Origin of the sequence: Nocardiopsis tropica, from assembly GCF_042660575.1 — a bacterium.
GTDB lineage: Bacteria > Actinomycetota > Actinomycetes > Streptosporangiales > Streptosporangiaceae > Nocardiopsis > Nocardiopsis tropica.
On record NZ_JBHSUF010000006.1, the window covers coordinates 12,247 to 28,136 of the forward strand.

At 73.5% G+C, this 15,890-nt stretch carries 12 protein-coding genes; 9 read left to right on the forward strand and 3 right to left on the reverse strand.

All coding sequences use genetic code 11. The features are described 5' to 3' along the window. Positions 1-43: 43 nt before the first annotated feature. From ACFQBR_RS11035 to ACFQBR_RS11055, 5 genes are all read left to right on the forward strand, one after another. Entirely contained in the window at positions 44-802 is a 759-nt protein-coding gene (locus tag ACFQBR_RS11035; protein ID WP_378553322.1) for an adenosylcobinamide-GDP ribazoletransferase, read from the forward strand. A 306-nt stretch (positions 803-1,108) separates the two neighbouring features. After that, on the forward strand, positions 1,109-2,626 hold the full coding sequence (locus ACFQBR_RS11040) for a leucyl aminopeptidase (RefSeq protein WP_344184196.1): 1,518 nt from the start codon (positions 1,109-1,111) through the stop codon (positions 2,624-2,626). Positions 2,627-2,768: 142 nt separating this feature from the next. Next, the gene (gene lpdA, locus ACFQBR_RS11045) at positions 2,769-4,145 is read left to right on the forward strand and encodes a dihydrolipoyl dehydrogenase (RefSeq protein WP_267948857.1); all 1,377 of its coding nucleotides are present in this window, start codon (positions 2,769-2,771) and stop codon (positions 4,143-4,145) included. 104 nt (positions 4,146-4,249) lie between these two features. Beyond that, the gene (gene sucB / locus ACFQBR_RS11050) at positions 4,250-6,040 is read left to right on the forward strand and encodes a 2-oxoglutarate dehydrogenase, E2 component, dihydrolipoamide succinyltransferase (protein WP_378553108.1); all 1,791 of its coding nucleotides are present in this window, start codon (positions 4,250-4,252) and stop codon (positions 6,038-6,040) included. Between the two features lie 209 nt (positions 6,041-6,249). Beyond that, complete coding sequence (locus ACFQBR_RS11055; protein ID WP_267948855.1) at positions 6,250-6,816, forward strand: NADPH-dependent FMN reductase; 567 nt, start codon at positions 6,250-6,252, stop codon at positions 6,814-6,816. Between the two features lie 231 nt (positions 6,817-7,047). Here the strand turns inward: ACFQBR_RS11055 and ACFQBR_RS11060 are convergent, their stop codons facing one another. Both ACFQBR_RS11060 and ACFQBR_RS11065 read right to left on the reverse strand, forming a co-directional pair. Then, entirely contained in the window at positions 7,048-8,097 is a 1,050-nt protein-coding gene (locus tag ACFQBR_RS11060) for a glucose 1-dehydrogenase (RefSeq protein WP_344184199.1), read from the reverse strand. Between the two features lie 135 nt (positions 8,098-8,232). Beyond that, entirely contained in the window at positions 8,233-9,456 is a 1,224-nt protein-coding gene (locus ACFQBR_RS11065; protein ID WP_378553112.1) for an FUSC family protein, read from the reverse strand. A 589-nt stretch (positions 9,457-10,045) separates the two neighbouring features. Between ACFQBR_RS11065 and ACFQBR_RS11070 the strand changes: the two genes are divergently transcribed. The 4 genes from ACFQBR_RS11070 to ACFQBR_RS11085 all read left to right on the forward strand — a co-directional run bounded on the left by ACFQBR_RS11070 (position 10,046) and on the right by ACFQBR_RS11085 (position 13,679). After that, on the forward strand, positions 10,046-10,978 hold the full coding sequence (locus ACFQBR_RS11070) for a TIGR01777 family oxidoreductase (protein ID WP_267948854.1): 933 nt from the start codon (positions 10,046-10,048) through the stop codon (positions 10,976-10,978). 9 nt (positions 10,979-10,987) lie between these two features. Continuing rightward, a complete protein-coding gene (gene lipB / locus ACFQBR_RS11075; RefSeq protein ID WP_267948853.1) occupies positions 10,988-11,689 on the forward strand; it encodes a lipoyl(octanoyl) transferase LipB in 702 nt (233 codons plus the stop codon). Positions 11,690-11,785: 96 nt separating this feature from the next. Next, a complete protein-coding gene (lipA, locus tag ACFQBR_RS11080) occupies positions 11,786-12,739 on the forward strand; it encodes a lipoyl synthase (RefSeq protein ID WP_267948852.1) in 954 nt (317 codons plus the stop codon). A 214-nt stretch (positions 12,740-12,953) separates the two neighbouring features. Next, on the forward strand, positions 12,954-13,679 hold the full coding sequence (locus ACFQBR_RS11085) for a DUF4191 domain-containing protein (RefSeq protein ID WP_267948851.1): 726 nt from the start codon (positions 12,954-12,956) through the stop codon (positions 13,677-13,679). A gap of 709 nt (positions 13,680-14,388) precedes the next feature. Here the strand turns inward: ACFQBR_RS11085 and ACFQBR_RS11090 are convergent. Next, positions 14,389-15,771: an LCP family protein gene (locus ACFQBR_RS11090; RefSeq protein WP_344184195.1), complete on the reverse strand. Its 1,383-nt coding sequence runs from the start codon at positions 15,769-15,771 to the stop codon at positions 14,389-14,391. Positions 15,772-15,890 lie beyond the last annotated feature (119 nt).

Genomic DNA, 15,890 nt, shown 5'->3' on the forward strand with positions numbered 1-15,890 from the left:
CTCCGCGGGCCCGGCCGCGGCCGACGTGCTCGCGGGGGCCCGGATGGCCCTGGGCACGTTCACCGCCTTCCCCGTGCAGGCGGGGCGGGTGGACCGGGCGACCGCCGGCTGGGCGATGGCGTGGGCGCCCGTGGTCGGCGCGGCCCTGGGCCTCCTCTCCGGCGCGGTCGCGGCGGCCGGCGCCTGGGCCGGCCTGGCCCCCTCCCTGGCGGCGGTGCTCGCCGTGGGCCTGGGCGCGCTCGCGACGCGGGGGCTGCACCTGGACGGGCTGGCCGACCTGGCGGACGGGCTGGGGAGCGGCAGGCCGGCGGAGGGGGCGCTGGAGGTGATGCGGCGGTCCGACATCGGACCGTTCGGCGTGGTGTCGGTCGTGGTGGCGACGGCGGCACAGGCCCTGGCGCTGGGACAGCTGGTGGCGGCCTCGCCCTGGGCCGCCCTGTCCGGGGCCGCCGTCGCGGGCGCGACGGGACGGCTGGCGGCGACGCTGGCGTGCGTCCCCCGGGTGCCGCCGGCGCGGCCCGAGGGCCTGGGGGCCTTCGTGGCGGGGACGGTGCGCGGGCCGCGTGCGGCGGCGGCCGTGGCGTTCGTCGCCGCCCTCTGCCTCACGGGGGCGGCGCAGGCGCCTGCCCTGGCCGCGGCCCACGCCCTCGCGGCGGCGGCGGGCCTGGTCGCCGCCGGGGCGCTGCTGCGCCGGGCGGTGCGGCGCCTCGGCGGGATCACCGGCGACGTCCTGGGCGCCCTGGTGGAGACGGCCTCGACCGCGGCGCTGGTGGCGGCGGCCGCGGCGACCGCGTGGGTGTGAGGCCGGGCACGGTTCCCACCAGGGGGTTCACGGCCGTGCGGTCGCCTCCGGTGGCGGGATGTCGCCATCGTCACATTTTTTCACACGGAGTTTCACGGTCCTCCGGCACGGGCAGGCGCGGGCCCCCGGGAGCGGGCGTGCGACGCCCCCGGTGGGCGACCAGGGGCCCCCTCCCCGCGCGGGCGGGCCGGGGCCGCCCCCGGGAACACCCCCCGCCCCCGGTCGCGCGGAGCGCGGCGTCAGACCCCCTGGGGAGCCGGGGTGCCGCGTCCCCGCCCGGCGCGGGAGGCGACTAGCATCGGGGGTGTGAGCACGTCGTTGGCAGTAAACACGGAGTCCCCCAGTTCGCTCGACGCCGACGCGGTTGTCGTCGGCTACCACTCCGGAGGCGACGCTCCGGAACCCGCGTCGGGCGCGCATGACGTCGACGCCGCCTTCTCTGGCGGCCTCGCCCCGACCCTGTCGCTCCTGGGAGCGAGCGGCGCACCCGAGGAGGTGCACACCATTGCCTCCCTCGGAGCCGTCAGGGCCCCGGTCGTCGTCGCGGTCGGTCTCGGCCCGGCGCCCGCCGAGGGCCCCGTCGACCCCGACGTCCTGTCCCGCGCCGCGGGCGCCGCCCTGCGGTCGCTCGCCTCGCGCCCCGGGGGCACCGGCCGCGTGGTCCTGGCCCTGCCCGCCGGGAGCGCCGCCGAGGCCGGGGCCGTCGCCCTCGGAGCCCAGCTCGGAACCTACGTCTTCGACCGGTACCGCACCGGTGACGAGGCCCGCGAGCAGGCCGAGGGCCGCGCCGCCGGCTCCCTGGTCCTGGCCAGCTCCGCGCCGGGCGCGGACGCGGCCGTCGAGCGCGCCGCGGTCATGGCCGAGGCCGTCAACTTCACGCGCGACCTGGTCAACACCGCCCCGGCCGACCTGGTCCCCGAGGACCTGGCCGCCGCCGCCCAGGAGATCGCCCAGCAGGCCGGCCTCCAGATCGAGGTCCTGGACGAGCGGGCCCTGTCCGAGGGCGGCTACGGCGGCCTGACCGGCGTCGGCCAGGGCTCGTCCAACCCGCCCCGCCTGGTCCGCCTCGCCCACAGCCACCCGGAGGCGACCAGGACCGTCGCCTTCGTCGGCAAGGGCATCACCTTCGACTCGGGCGGCCTCTCCCTCAAGCCCGCGGGCTCGATGGACTGGATGAAGTCCGACATGGCCGGCGCCGCCTCCGTGCTCGCCGCCATGCGCGCCATCTCCACCCTGGGCCTGAAGGTCAACGTCGTCGGCTACCTGGCCGTGGCGGAGAACATGCCCAGCGGCACCGCCCAGCGCCCCTCCGACGTGCTGAGCATCTACGGCGGCAAGACCGTCGAGGTCCTCAACACCGACGCCGAGGGCCGCCTGGTCATGGCGGACGCCCTGGTCCGGGCCCAGGAGGACCAGCCCGACCTGGTCGTGGACATCGCCACGCTGACCGGCGCGCAGCTGGTCGCGCTCGGCACCCGGGTGTTCGCGGTCATGGCCAACGACGACGACGTGCGCGAGGCGGTCGTCGCCGCGGCCGGGGCGGAGGGCGAGGCCTCCTGGCCGATGCCGCTCCCCTCCGAGCTGCGGGCGGGGCTCGACTCCGCGGTCGCCGACATCGCGAACGTGGCGGGCGAGCGCTGGGGCGGCATGCTCTCGGCGGGCGTCTTCCTCCAGGAGTTCATCGGCGAGGGCGTCAAGTGGGCGCACCTCGACATCGCGGGCCCGTCCTTCAACCAGGGCGGTCCGCACGGCCACACCCCGAAGGGCGGCACCGGCGCGGGAACCCGCACCCTGGTCCGCATCGCCGAGGAGTACGCCGAGTAGTCACCGTGTGCGGGTCCGGTCCCGGTGAGCCGGGACACCGCCCGCGCGCGGCCACCGCGGTCGCCGACACCCTCCCCCCTCTGTGGGCGCCACCCGCGGATCCACCACCCACACCAGCCACCACAACTAGGAGTTCGTTCCCGTGAGTGAGAACGGCGGCACCTTCGACCTCGTCGTCCTTGGCGGCGGCAGCGGCGGCTACGCGGCAGCGCTCCGCGCCGCCGAGCTGGACATGAGCGTCGTCCTGATCGAGAAGGACAAGCTCGGCGGCACGTGCCTGCACCGCGGCTGCATCCCCACCAAGGCCCTCCTGCACTCCGCCGAGGTCGCCGACTCCGCCAAGGAGAGCGAGGCCTTCGGCGTGAAGGCCAGCTTCGAGGGCATCGACATCGAGGCCGTGCACAAGTACAAGGACAAGGTGATCGGCGGCCTCTTCAAGGGCCTGACCGGCCTCGTCAAGTCCCGCAAGATCACCGTCGTCGAGGGCGAGGGCAAGCTCACCGGCAAGGACGAGGTGACCGTCGGCGACACGGTGTACAAGGGCCGCAACATCGTCCTGGCCACCGGCTCCAAGCCCAAGACCCTGGGCCTGGAGATCGACGGCGAGAAGGTCATGACCAGCGACCAGGCCCTCGACCTGGGCCGGGTCCCCGAGTCCGTCATCGTCCTGGGCGGCGGCGTGATCGGCGTGGAGTTCGCCAGCGTGTGGCGTTCCTACGGCGCCGACGTCACCATCGTCGAGGCCTTGCCGCACCTGGTGCCGGTCGAGGAGGAGTCGAGCTCCAAGCTGCTGGAGCGCGCCTTCCGCAAGCGCAAGATCAAGTACGAGCTCGGCACCCCGTTCGAGTCGGTCAAGACCACCGACTCCGGCGTGACGGTCACCCTCAAGGGCGGCAAGACCCTCGACGCCGAGGTGCTGCTGGTCGCCATCGGCCGCGGCCCCGTCTCGGAGGGCCTGGGCTACGAGGAGCAGGGGATCACCCTGGAGCGCGGCTTCGTCCAGGTCGACGAGAACCTGCACACCGGCGTCGGCGGCGTCTACGCCGTGGGCGACCTCATCCCCACCCTCCAGCTCGCCCACGTCGGCTTCGCCGAGGGCATCTTCGTCGCCGAGCACATCGCCGGGCAGAACCCGCCCGCGATCGACTACGACGGTGTGCCCCGGGTCACGTACTGTGAGCCCGAGGTCGCCTCGGTGGGCCTCACCTCCGCGGTGGCCAAGGAGCGCGGCCACGACATCGTGGAGATGAACTACAACCTGGCGGGCAACGGCAAGAGCCAGATCCTCCAGACCTCCGGCGCGATCAAGGTCATCGCCGAGAAGGACGGGCCGGTGCTGGGCGTCCACATGGTCGGCAGCCGCGTCGGCGAGCTGATCGCCGAGGGTCAGCTCATCTACAACTGGGAGGCGCTGCCCTCCGAGGTGGCCCAGCTCATCCACCCGCACCCGAGCCAGTCCGAGGCGCTGGGCGAGGCGCATCTGGCCCTGGCCGGCAAGCCGCTGCACGTCCACGACTGACCGCACCACCCGGGGGCGGGCCCACACGGCCCGCCCCCGCACACATCCGCGCTGCCCAGTCAAGGGGTTGGGCAGAGACCGCGCCCAGATCCAACGAGGAACCCATGCCGACTTCCGTTTCCATGCCCGCCCTGGGTGAGAGCGTCACCGAGGGGACCGTCACCCAGTGGCTCAAGAACGTGGGCGACACCGTCGAGGTAGACGAGCCGCTCCTTGAGGTCTCCACCGACAAGGTGGACACCGAGATCCCGTCCCCGGTCGCCGGTGTACTCACCAAGATCCTGGTGGACGAGGACGAGACCGTGGAGATCGGCGCCGAGATCGCCGTCATCGGCGGCGAAGGCGAGAGCACCGACGAGGCCGGGTCCGCGCCCGCCGCCGAGACCGCCCGGCCCGAGGCGGAGCCGGAGCCCGAGCCCGAGCCGGAGGCCGCCCCGGAGCCCGAGGCCGCCGCCGAGCCCGAGCCGGCCGCGTCCCCCGCCGCGTCCGCCCCGTCCTCCGACGGACCCACCACGTCGGTGACCATGCCCGCCCTGGGTGAGAGCGTCACCGAGGGGACCGTCACCCAGTGGCTCAAGAGCGTGGGCGACACCGTCGAGGTGGACGAGCCGCTCCTCGAGGTCTCCACCGACAAGGTGGACACCGAGATCCCGTCCCCGGTCGCCGGTGTACTCACCAAGATCCTGGTGGACGAGGACGAGACCGTGGAGATCGGCGCCGAGATCGCCGTCATCGGCGGCACCGGGGGCGAGGCGCCCTCCGCCTCCGAGGCGCCCGCGCCCCCTCAGGCCGAGCCCACGCCGGAGCCGAAGGCCGAAGCGAAGCCCGAGCCCGCCCCGGAGCCGAAGGCCGAAGCGAAGCCGGAGCCCGAGCCGGCCCCCGCCGCGCGCGCGGACTCGGCGGACGACGGCCCCTCCGTGGACATCGAGACCCTCAGCGGCACCGGCCGGGCCTCCGGCACCGACGCCGTCACCGAGGCGTACGTGACGCCGCTGGTGCGCAAGCTCGCGTCCGAGCACCGCGTGGACCTGGGCCGGGTGAGCGGCACGGGCGTGGGCGGCCGCATCCGCAAGCAGGACGTGCTCAAGGCGGCGGAGGAGCAGGAGGCCGCCGCCGCGCGCGCCACCGCCCCCGCGGCGCCCTCCTCGGCTCCCCGCAAGGTCGCCGCCGACACCTCCCTGCGCGGCCGGACCGAGAAGCTGACCCGCCTGCGCCAGTCCATCGCGGACCACATGGTGGAGTCGCTGCACGTCTCCGCGACGGCCACGCAGGTCATCGAGGTGGACGTCACCAAGATCGCCCGCCTGCGCGAGCAGGTCGCCAAGCGGGACGGGGCCGCCCCGGACTTCTTCGCGTTCTTCGGCCTGGCCGCGGTCGAGGCCCTCAGGACCCACCCCAAGCTCAACGCGGTCATCGACGGTGACAAGCAGGAGGTGACCTACCACGACGTCGAGAACCTCGCCGTCTCGGTGGACACCGAGCGCGGTCTGCTCGCCCCGGTCGTGAAGGACGCGGGCAAGCTGAACCTGGACGGGCTCGCCCGCACGATCACCGACCTGAGCGAGCGTGCCCACACCGGCAGGCTCGGCCCGGACGAGCTGGGCGGCGGCACGTTCACCATCGCCGAGACCGGGTGCACCGGCGCCCTGTTCGGCACGCCGATCATCAACCAGCCGCAGGTGGCCATCCTCGGCACCGGCGCGATCGTCAAGCGCCCCGTCGTGGTCGAGGACCCGGCCATGGGCGGCGAGGTGATCGCGGTGCGCTCGATGGTCTACCTGTCGCTGGCCCACGACCACCGCCTGATCGACAGCGCCGACGCCGGACGCTTCCTCCAGACCGTGAGGGAGCGGCTGGAGGAGGGCGACTTCGAGCGCGAGCTCGGCCTCTCCTAGGATCCGCGTGTTCCGGCCGGGCCGGGCGCCGTCTTCGGCGCCCGGCCCGGTTCCGTTTCCAGCGCGCCTGATTTGACCTGAATCGCGGTTCAGGTCCTAACGTTGTCCCGTCACCCGGAAGAGAACGGACGCCGTTCCGCCCGAATCCCCGTGGGGCCGCCGGTCCCCGCGTGCCCAGGGCCGTCAGGCACGAAGACGACGAGGACCACATGGAAAACCTTCGGATCGCGGTCATCCTCGCTGGCAACAGCAGGGGCCGCACCGGCCCCGCCGTCTCGCGGTGGTTCGTGGAGCGCACGGCGAAGCACCCCGACCCCCGCCTGCGGTTCGATTTCCTGGACGTGGACGGCATCGGCCCCGAGGACGGCCACGGCGGCCCGATGGCGCCTCATGCGGCGGAGGTCGTCGACGCCGCCGACGGGTTCGTGGTCGTCACACCGGAGTACAACCACGGCTACCCCGGCGGGCTCAAGAGCGCGATCGACTCCGCGCGCCGGGAGTGGTTCGCCAAGGCCGTGGGGTTCGTCTCCTACGGCGGGATGTCCGGCGGCCTGCGGGCGATCGAGCAGCTGCGCTCGGTCTTCTCGGAGCTGCACACCGCGACCATCCGGGACACCGTCAGCCTGCACAACGCGCAGTCGATGTTCGGCGACGACGGCGAGCCCGCCGTGGACATGTCCGGCGCGGAGGCGGCCGTGGAGCGGATGCTGGGCCAGCTGGCCTGGTGGGCGCAGGCCCTGCGCGAGGCCCGCGAGCGCCGCCCCTACCCCGGCTAGCGGGCCGGCCGGAAGCGCTGCCCGTACGCCGTGAGTGGTCGCAGGACAGGGTGGGACGGGGTGGCCGCCGGGCTCGACGGCCGCCCCCGGCGGTCCCCGGGGCGGGCCGCCCCGGCCGAGGGGCTCGACTAGCTCCCCGTCGCCGCCACCACGTGACCCCGAGGCGCCGAGCCCCGCCACGAGTACGAGATCGCGGACGAGGGGCGGGTCCGCGCCCGCCCCGGCGCGGGGTCAGAGGTCGATGACCACCTTCACCTGGTCGCCGGCGGGCTCCGCGAACACCCGGGGGGCCAGGTCGAGCGGGAGCCGGCGGGTGATGAGCCCCCGCAGCCAGTCCCGGTCGGCCGCGGCCAGGTGCCGCGCCGCCAGCTCGTAGTGGCGGCGGTTCGCGTTGACCGAGCCGAAGAGCACGTCGTTGTCCAGGACCAGCCTCCGGCTCAGGCGGCCGGGGCTCACCTCGACGCGGGCGCGGCCGGCGCTGAGGCCGACGTAGCAGACGATCCCGTCGGCGGCGTTGTGGACCGCCGTGTCGAGGACGAGGGCTTCCGCGCCGGTGGTCTCGATGATCACGTCGAGCGCGAACTCCCGGGCGATCTCCGCGACGCCCCCCGTGTGGTAGGTCGCCCCCAGCGCGGCGACCAGGTCCGGCTTGGGGCCGCTCCCGACCCTGTCGAGGACGTGCACGTCGAGGCCGCGCCGGACCCCGATCAGGGCCGCCAGGAGTCCGATGGGCCCGGCGCCGGTGACGAGCGCGGTGCGCGGCTCGAACCAGGCCCGCCGTCCGATGCTCTCCACGTGCTCCCACGCCTTCGCCACGATCGTGGTCGGCTCCATCAGGACGCCGACCTCCTCCAGCGCCGGGTCGAGCCGGACCGCGTAGTCGGCCGGGACGGTCCACTGCTCCGAGCCGTAGCCGTGGATCTCCTTGATGCCGCGCTCCGTGAACCCGCCGTTGCGGCACATGTCGAACTCCCCGTGCGCGCACGGCCCGCAGGGGACGGGGTCGGGCCTGCGGACGATGCCGACCACCAGGTCGCCCGGGGCGAATCCGGACCCGGGCGGCGCCTCGCGCACCCGGCCGAGGGACTCGTGCCCCAGGACGAGGCGGTCGTGGCCGGGCGGGGCGGTGCCGTACTCGCCGTCGACGATCTCCTTGTCGGTCCCGCAGATTCCCAGCGCCACGCCGTCGACGAGGAGTTCCCCCTCCTCCGGCACCGGCGGGTCGACCTCGTCCACCGTCACCGACCCGGCCGTCATCGGCGTCACCATCAGAGCCCGCATGAGTCCCCCGCTGTCGTCGTGCGTACGGCGCGGCACGCGCCCGCCCTCGGGTACTGCCCCCGCCCCGCGGCCGGAAAGCCGGGTTGGGGGACTCATGTCCGCGTTATTGCCACGGTGGAGGCTTCGCCCGGGAGGTCAGCGGCGCCGCCGGCGCCACGAGTACCAGCGGTGCCGGTACCTGTCCACGGGCGGACGCCACGGCAGCCACGGCAGCCACGGGACCCCCGGGGGGTGCGGGACCTCCAGGTCGGCCTCGTCCTCCCGCAACGCCTCCTCGGCCTCCTCGAACCTGATCCCGGCGAACACCATGATGTCGGTGGCGACCATCTCGACCGCCAGGTGCGTGGCGGTGGTCACGGGGTCGCCGCCCGTGTCCTGCGCGTCGAACCTCCGGGCGGACCGGAGGGCCCCCTCCACCGCCTCCTGGCGCGCCCGGCGGCTGCTGAGGTCGTCGGCGAGCGTGTACAGCGCCGAGGCCATGCGGCTGACGACGGGCGCGAGCTCGTGGCGCTCGTCCTCGCTCATGGCCGCGGTGGTCCTCGCGAGGAACAGGCAGCTCTCCCCGAGCAGGATGAGGCGGTCGATCACCTCGTCCTCGGCGAGGACCGGCGCCGGGTCGCCCCACCGGATGGTGGAGAGGCGGACCGTGTGGCGGCTGTTCTCCCTGGCGCGGCTGAGCTCCGCCATCGGCCTGCTCAGGTCTCCCAGCCACGTGACCATCTCCTGGCTGGAGGATTCGTCGTCCCGCCGCAGCGCGCGGCCGGAGACGTCGAGCATGTGGGCCATCTCGGTCAGCGCGTCCGCCTCGATCCGGCGCAGGATGGCGACCAGCCTGGCGGGGAACAGCAGCTGGCTGAACACGAGCGCCACCCCGGCCCCGATGAGCGCGTCGGTGAGCCGGCCCAGCCCCGCGTGCCCTCCCCCGAAGTTCACGGCGAAGACCACGGTGAGGATCGCGCTGGCCGCCGCCTGGCCGATCACGATCCGCTGGACGCCGATCGCCAGGGCGGCCGTCATCGCCAGGCCGACGCCCAGTGCGAGCGCGCCGTAGCCGCCGCCCCCGGTGAGGGCGATCGCGACCTCGCCGGAGATGATGCCGAACACCACGCCCGTGAGCAGCCGGACCGCGTTGGCGCCCCGCTCCCCGCCCGAGGTGTTGAGCGCGATGACCGCCGCGATCGGCGCGAAGAAGGGGTCGTGGTCCTGGACGAGGCCGCCGGCCACGGTCCACGCCACCACCGCGGCCACGACGGCCTGGACCACCGACCAGAAGTGGACGGTCACGCGTTCCCGGGCGTCCTCGGCCGCGACCGCCAGTCGGCGCCGGCCGGCGCGCAGCGGCGAGGGAGTCCTCCTCACGGCCGCCTCAGGGGCCGGGGGCCGGCGGGGTCGTGGGATCCGGGACCGGTCCGCCGCGGGGGCGGGTCCCGGCGGCACGGACGTGGAGCATGGCGACGCCTTCCTGTCCTGGACGCCCTGGGCGCGAACGGGCACTGCGTCCATGCTCCGCCGCGAGGGCCCGCGACGGGAGCGGACACACCGCAGGGGGGCGGGCATGGCCCAGTCCTTACCCTCGGCGTGCCGAGCAGGTGTGCGGGCGGGCTCCGGGGCCGCGCGGAGGAATCCTGCGCGAGGAGGGCGGGAAAGGCGGACGGGGCGGCGCCTGTGGCGCCGCCCCGTCTTTCTACCCCACCAATCACCATCCCCTGATGATCCCCATCATCAAAGGTCTGTGGACGGGCGCCACGACAGCCAGCCCGACAGCGTGTCGCCCACAGTGACTCCGCAATGACGCGGAGTTCCCTGCTCCACCTTCAAAGTAGAAGAGCGGAGGGTCTCCCCGCAGCGTTTTCGCAGAAAAAGCCCGAGAAAACTTCTGGGAGGCCCCGCGGGGCCTTCCGCCCCCTCTTCCGCGGGAGGTCCGGGATCCTCCGGGTAGACCCTGGGCATGAGAGTGGCTATCACTGGGGCCTCCGGGCTCATCGGCGGGGCGCTGGCCGCGTCCCTGCTCGACGACGGACACACGGTGGTGCGCCTGGTCCGGCGCCTTCCGCGTGGCGGCACCCCTCCGAACGTGGAGGAGGCGGAGTGGCGCCCCGAGCAGGGGCGCGTCGACACCGTGGCCCTGCACGAGGCCGACGCCGTCGTGCACCTGGCCGGGGCCCCGGTCGGCCCCACCGTGTGGACCAGGCACCGGCGCACGGTCATCCGGCGCAGCCGGGTCCGCGGCACCCGCACCCTGGCCCGGGCGCTGGCGGGGATGCCCTCCCCTCCCCCGCGGCTGCTGACGGCGTCGGGGATGCACTACTACGGGGACACCGGGGGCGGGGTGGCCACCGAGGAGAGCCCTCCGGGCGCGGGTTTCCTGGCCCGGACGTGCCAGGCCTGGGAGGAGGCGGCGGCCCCGGCCCTCGAGGCGGGCCTGTCCGTGGCGTACATGCGCACGGCGGTGGTGCTCGACCGCTCGGGGGGCCTGCTGCGCACGCTGCTGCCGCTCTACCGGGCCGGCCTGGGCGGACGCCTGGGGTCGGGGGCGCAGTACATGAGCTGGATCGCGCTGCGCGACCAGGTGGGGGCGATCCGGTTCCTGCTGGAGCACCCGGAGGTGACGGGGCCGGTGAACATGTGCTCGCCGGAGCCGGTGAGCAACGCCGCGTTCACCCAGGCCCTGGGGGAGGTCCTGCGGCGCCCCACGGTCATCCCGGTCCCCGCGACGGCGCTGCGCGCGACCCTGGGCGACTTCGCGGAGGAGACCTCCCTGATCGACCTGAGGGCCGCGCCCGAACGCCTGGAGCGGGCCGGCTATTCCTTCCTGCTGCCCACCATCGACAGTGCGCTATCCGACATCCTGGCCCGACCGGCGCACCGCGCCGGGGCGTAAGGTGGTTGTGTGAGTGATCTCGTTTACGCATGGCTGGGCGACGCTCCCGTCCCGTACCACCAGGGCTGGGATCTCCAGAAGCGGCTCCACGAGGGCCGCGTCGCCGATGAGGTGGCCGACACCGTCCTGTTCCTGGAACACGAGCCCGTGTACACCGCGGGAAAGCGCACCGGGAGGTGGGATCGTCCCATCACTGATCCCGGCGCCCCCGTCGTGGACATCGACCGGGGCGGCAAGATCACCTGGCACGGCCCCGGCCAGCTGACGGTGTACCCCATCGTGCGCATGCCGGACCCCGTGGACGTGATCGCCTACGTGCGCATGCTGGAGGAGGCCGTCATCCGCTCCGTCGCGGAGTACGGCCTGACCGGCAGGCGGGTGGAGGGGCGGACCGGGGTGTGGCTCGATGCCGACCCCGGGCGCGGCCTGATCGAGCGCAAGGTCGCCGCCATCGGGTGCCGGATCGCCCGCGGGGTCGGTATGCACGGACTCGCACTGAACTGCAACAATGACATGTCGTGGTTCGACCGGATCGTCCCGTGCGGAATCACCGACGCCGGGGTGACCTCGCTCTCCGCCGAACTCGGGCGTGAGGTGACCGTGGCCGACGTGAGGCCCCGGATGGAACGGCACCTGGCGGACGTCCTCGGCGCGGAGGGGTACAGCCACGCCGACGGCGCCGAGCTGCTCGGCGCCACCGCCCGTGGATGACACACCACACCATGAGCCAGTCCCCACCGGGACGCAGCCGCCCCCACGAAGGGCGAGAGGGTCCCGTCACGGGGCACAGAAGGGAACGGGTTCACGTTGACCATCGCTCCTGAGGGCCGCAGGTTGCTGCGCGTGGAGGCGCGCAACAGCGAGACCCCCATCGAGAAGAAGCCGCCGTGGATCAAGATCAAGGCGCACATGGGGCCCGAATACACCGAGCTCCAGTCCCTGGTCAAGAGCGAGGGCCTGCACACGGTGTGCCAGGAGGCCGGGTGCCCCAACATCTACGAGTGCTGGGAGGACCGGGAGGCGACGTTCCTCATCGGCGGCGACCAGTGCACGCGGCGCTGCGACTTCTGCCAGATCGCCACGGGCAAGCCCAGCGCCCTGGACCGGATGGAGCCGACCAAGGTCGCCAACTCCGTGAAGAAGATGGAGCTGCGCTACGCCACCATCACCGGTGTGGCCCGTGACGACCTCGAGGACGGCGGCGCCTGGCTGTACGCCGAGACGGTCCGCAAGATCCACGAGCTCAACCCGGACACCGGCGTCGAGCTGCTCATCCCCGACTTCAACGCCGACCCCGACCAGCTGGCCGAGGTCTTCGGCTCGCGGCCCGAGGTGCTGGCGCACAACGTCGAGACGGTGCCCCGGATCTTCAAGCGCATCCGTCCGGGCTTCCGCTACGAGCGCTCCCTCCGGGTCATCACCGAGGCGCGCGCGGACGACCTCGTCACCAAGTCGAACCTGATCCTGGGCATGGGCGAGACCCGTGAGGAGATCAGCGAGGCGATGCGCGACCTGCACGAGGCCGGCTGCGACCTGCTCACCATCACCCAGTACCTGCGCCCCTCCAAGCTGCACCACCCGATCGACCGGTGGGTGAAGCCCGAGGAGTTCGTGGAACTGGGCCAGGAGGCCGAGGAGATCGGCTTCGCCGGCGTCATGTCGGGGCCGCTGGTGCGCTCGTCCTACCGCGCAGGCCGCCTCTACAAGCAGGCCCGCGAGAAGCGCGACGCCGAGAACGCCGCCCTGGCGGGCGGCGTCTGATGGGCGTTTCGCCCGAGTCGTGACCAAGCTGGAACGGTGGCCCACGGGCCACCGTTCCTCATGTAGGGGCACCTCCACATATCCTGGTGGCGAGAGGCGCCCAGCTGGCCGGCGCCGTGAGGCGCAGCACCCAGGTCGACCGCGAAGAGGAGGCAAGGCAGCCCAGGGACCCCGTCCCCGCCGACACCGCGTCGGCGCGCTGCCTGAGAGCACGATGGCGAAAAAGCCCAAGGGTTCAGAGACCACGACCCCCGCCAAGGGCGGGGCCGAGAAGCAGCCCGGTCGGCTCAAGCAGATCGGCATGGTCGCCAAGGTCGTCCACCAGCAGAGTCCCCGCAGCATCCCGCTGGCGGTCGGTGTCGCGGTGGTCGTCCTCGCGGTCTTCGTCGGCATCGGCATCTGGACCGGCTCCTGGATCCTGTGGCCGCTGACGGGCCTGCCGGTCGCCTTCCTGACCGGTTTCATCATCTTCACGCGCTCCGCGCAGCGCGTCCAGTACAAGATGCTGGACGGGCGCCTGGGCGCGGGTATGGCGATCCTGGACAACATGCGCGGCAACTGGGTGGTCGAGCCGGGTGTGGCCGCCAACAAGCAGATGGACGTCGTCCACCGCGTGGTGGGACGGCCGGGCGTGATCCTGGTCGGCGAGGGCGACCCGGGCCGGCTCAAGCCGCTGATCGCCGGAGAGAAGAAGCGGGTCGCGCGGGTCGCGCACGACACGCCCATCTACGACTTCAAGGTCGGCAACGGCGAGGGTCTGGTGCCGATCTCCAAGCTCCAGCGCACGCTGGTCAGGCTCCCGCGCAACCTGGACAAGTCCGGGGCCGCCGAGCTGAACTACCGCCTCAAGGCCCTGCCCGCCAAGATGCAGATGCCCAAGGGCCCGATGCCCAAGGGCGCGAAGATGCCCCGGGGCATGCGGGGCCAGATGGGCGGGTAGCGACCCGGTCGGCCTCTCACGGACACGGGACGGGGGCCGTCGCACCGACAGGTGCGGCGGCCCCCGTTCGCGTGCGCGGCCGTGCCGCTTCCCGCCCGCCCCGGCGCGGCCCGCAGGTCACCTCCCGGCAGGCCGGCCCCGGCGACGGCCGCGGCGTCCCGCCGCACGGCGGAGGCGCCCGCAAGGCCCCGGCCCGTGGCCGGGCAGGCCCCCTCCCGACAGGCGGGCCACCGGCCCAGGGCGGCACGGGCGGGGAAGCGGATCGCCCCCTCCCGGTGGTTCTCGGGCACGGACGGGTCGACGCCGTTGCCACCGACTCGTTCGGCGGGCCCGGTGAGGGTCGTACCGCGTCGGGCCGAAAGCTCGTCCAGGCGCACGCGGACGCCGTCGTCCTCCTCGGGGGCGTCGGACCGGTCCCCCGACGTCCCGGCGCCCTTGCGGAGGACCTCCGCCGACGCGGCCGTGAGGAAGCCGGTGAAGAGGCGGACGAGGCAGACGCCGCCCTCACCGATCGGGTCCGACCCGACGTCGAACCCGTCCGGGCCCGGGGCGGCGGTCCGGAGGGGCCCGTTGCGCACCGCCTCGGACGGGGCTCGTCCCCGGCGACGCGAACCGCCCTCCCGGACCGGCCCGGAACACGACGAGGCCCCGTCGGCACCGGACAGGCGCCGACGGGGCCCTCGACGCGGCAGCGCCGCCGTTCCGGGGCCTACTCGCAGGAGACCGTGTCGTCGGCGGCCGAGGTGCCCTCCAGCTCAGCGAGGGCGCCGCTGCCGCCCCCGCCGTCGCCCCCGAAGGTGATGGGGCCCCAGTCGTCGGCGCCCATCACCAGCTCCAGCTCCGTCCCGAGGTCGGGGACCTCCTCGATCTGGGCGGCGGAGAGCACCGAGGCGAGCTCCTCGGCGTGCGCGGCCTGGCCGGGGCCGTGGTAGACCGTGGTGGCGGTCGGCTGCCGCGCCCCGGGGTTGCCCGTCCCGGTGACGACGAAGCCGCCCTCCAGGAGGCGCTGCTCGACCTGGCTCCCCAGCCCGTCGACGCCCGTGCCGTTGAGGACCCGGACGGAGACGTCCCCCGGCTCGACGGGGGCCTCCTCCTCCGCCTCCTCCTCCGGGGCGGCCTCCTCCTCTTCCTCCTCCAGCACCTCGCCGGAGGCCACCGAGGCGAAGAGCTCGTCGGCGGCGGGCTGCTGGAACGCGACCTTGTTCGGGTCGCTGGGGGCGTCGACGACCGGGACCGTCACCATGTTCATCCGCCCGAGGTCCACCTGGCGCATGGCGATGGCCAGTTCGGCCATCTTGTCGGTGGTCAGGCCGTCGTCGGTCACCATGCTGTCGGTGACCGAGCCGATGAAGTCGTAGAGGGTGGTCGGGCTGCTCAGGATGTCGCCGCCGGTGACCTCGCGCAGGATCGCGCCGATCATCCGCTGCTGGTTCTCGATCCTGTTCAGGTCGCTGCCCTGCTCGGTGCTGTCCCGGGACCGCGCCAGGCCGAGGGCCTGCTCGCCGTTCAGGGTCTGCATCCCGGCGTCCAGCCGCAGGTGGGCCTTGGGGTCGTCGATCGGTTCGGGGACGCACATCTCGATGCCGCCGACGGAGTCGACGATGTTCTGGAACCCGGCGAAGTCGACCATCACCATGTGGTCGAGGTGGATGCCGGTGAGCGTCTCCACGGTGTTGCCCTGGCAGTCCATGCCGCCGTAGGTCATGGCGTGGTTGAGCTGGTCCACCGTCCCGGCGGTCACCCCCGGCGCCTCGCCGTTGGGCGCGCAGTCGGGCATCTCGATGATGAGGTCGCGCGGCATGTTGACCATGGTCACCCCGCCCCGGTCCACGTCGATGCTCACCACGACCAGCACGTCGGGCCGGATGCCGTTGAGCTCGTTGTAGGAGGCGTCCTCCCCCGCGCGCTCGTCGGTGCCGAGCAGGAGGATGTTGTGGATGCCGTCCACCTGGCTGGGGCGGTCCCCCCAGGCGTCGGTGTTGATCTCCTCGGTGGCGATGCTGAGGGCGTCCCGGTACCCCGCGTAGGCGGTCAGGCTCGTCGCTATGAGCACTCCGGTCACCCCGCACGCGACCCACTGACCGAGACTCATCCTCGCGGCGAGGGCCGAAGACACGTTTCTGGGAGCCAAGAGGGCACCTGCGATCCGGTATGGGACAAGGGCGGGTCCGCTCGGAGGAGAGCACCGCGCGGAGGGCGCGGGGCGACGCG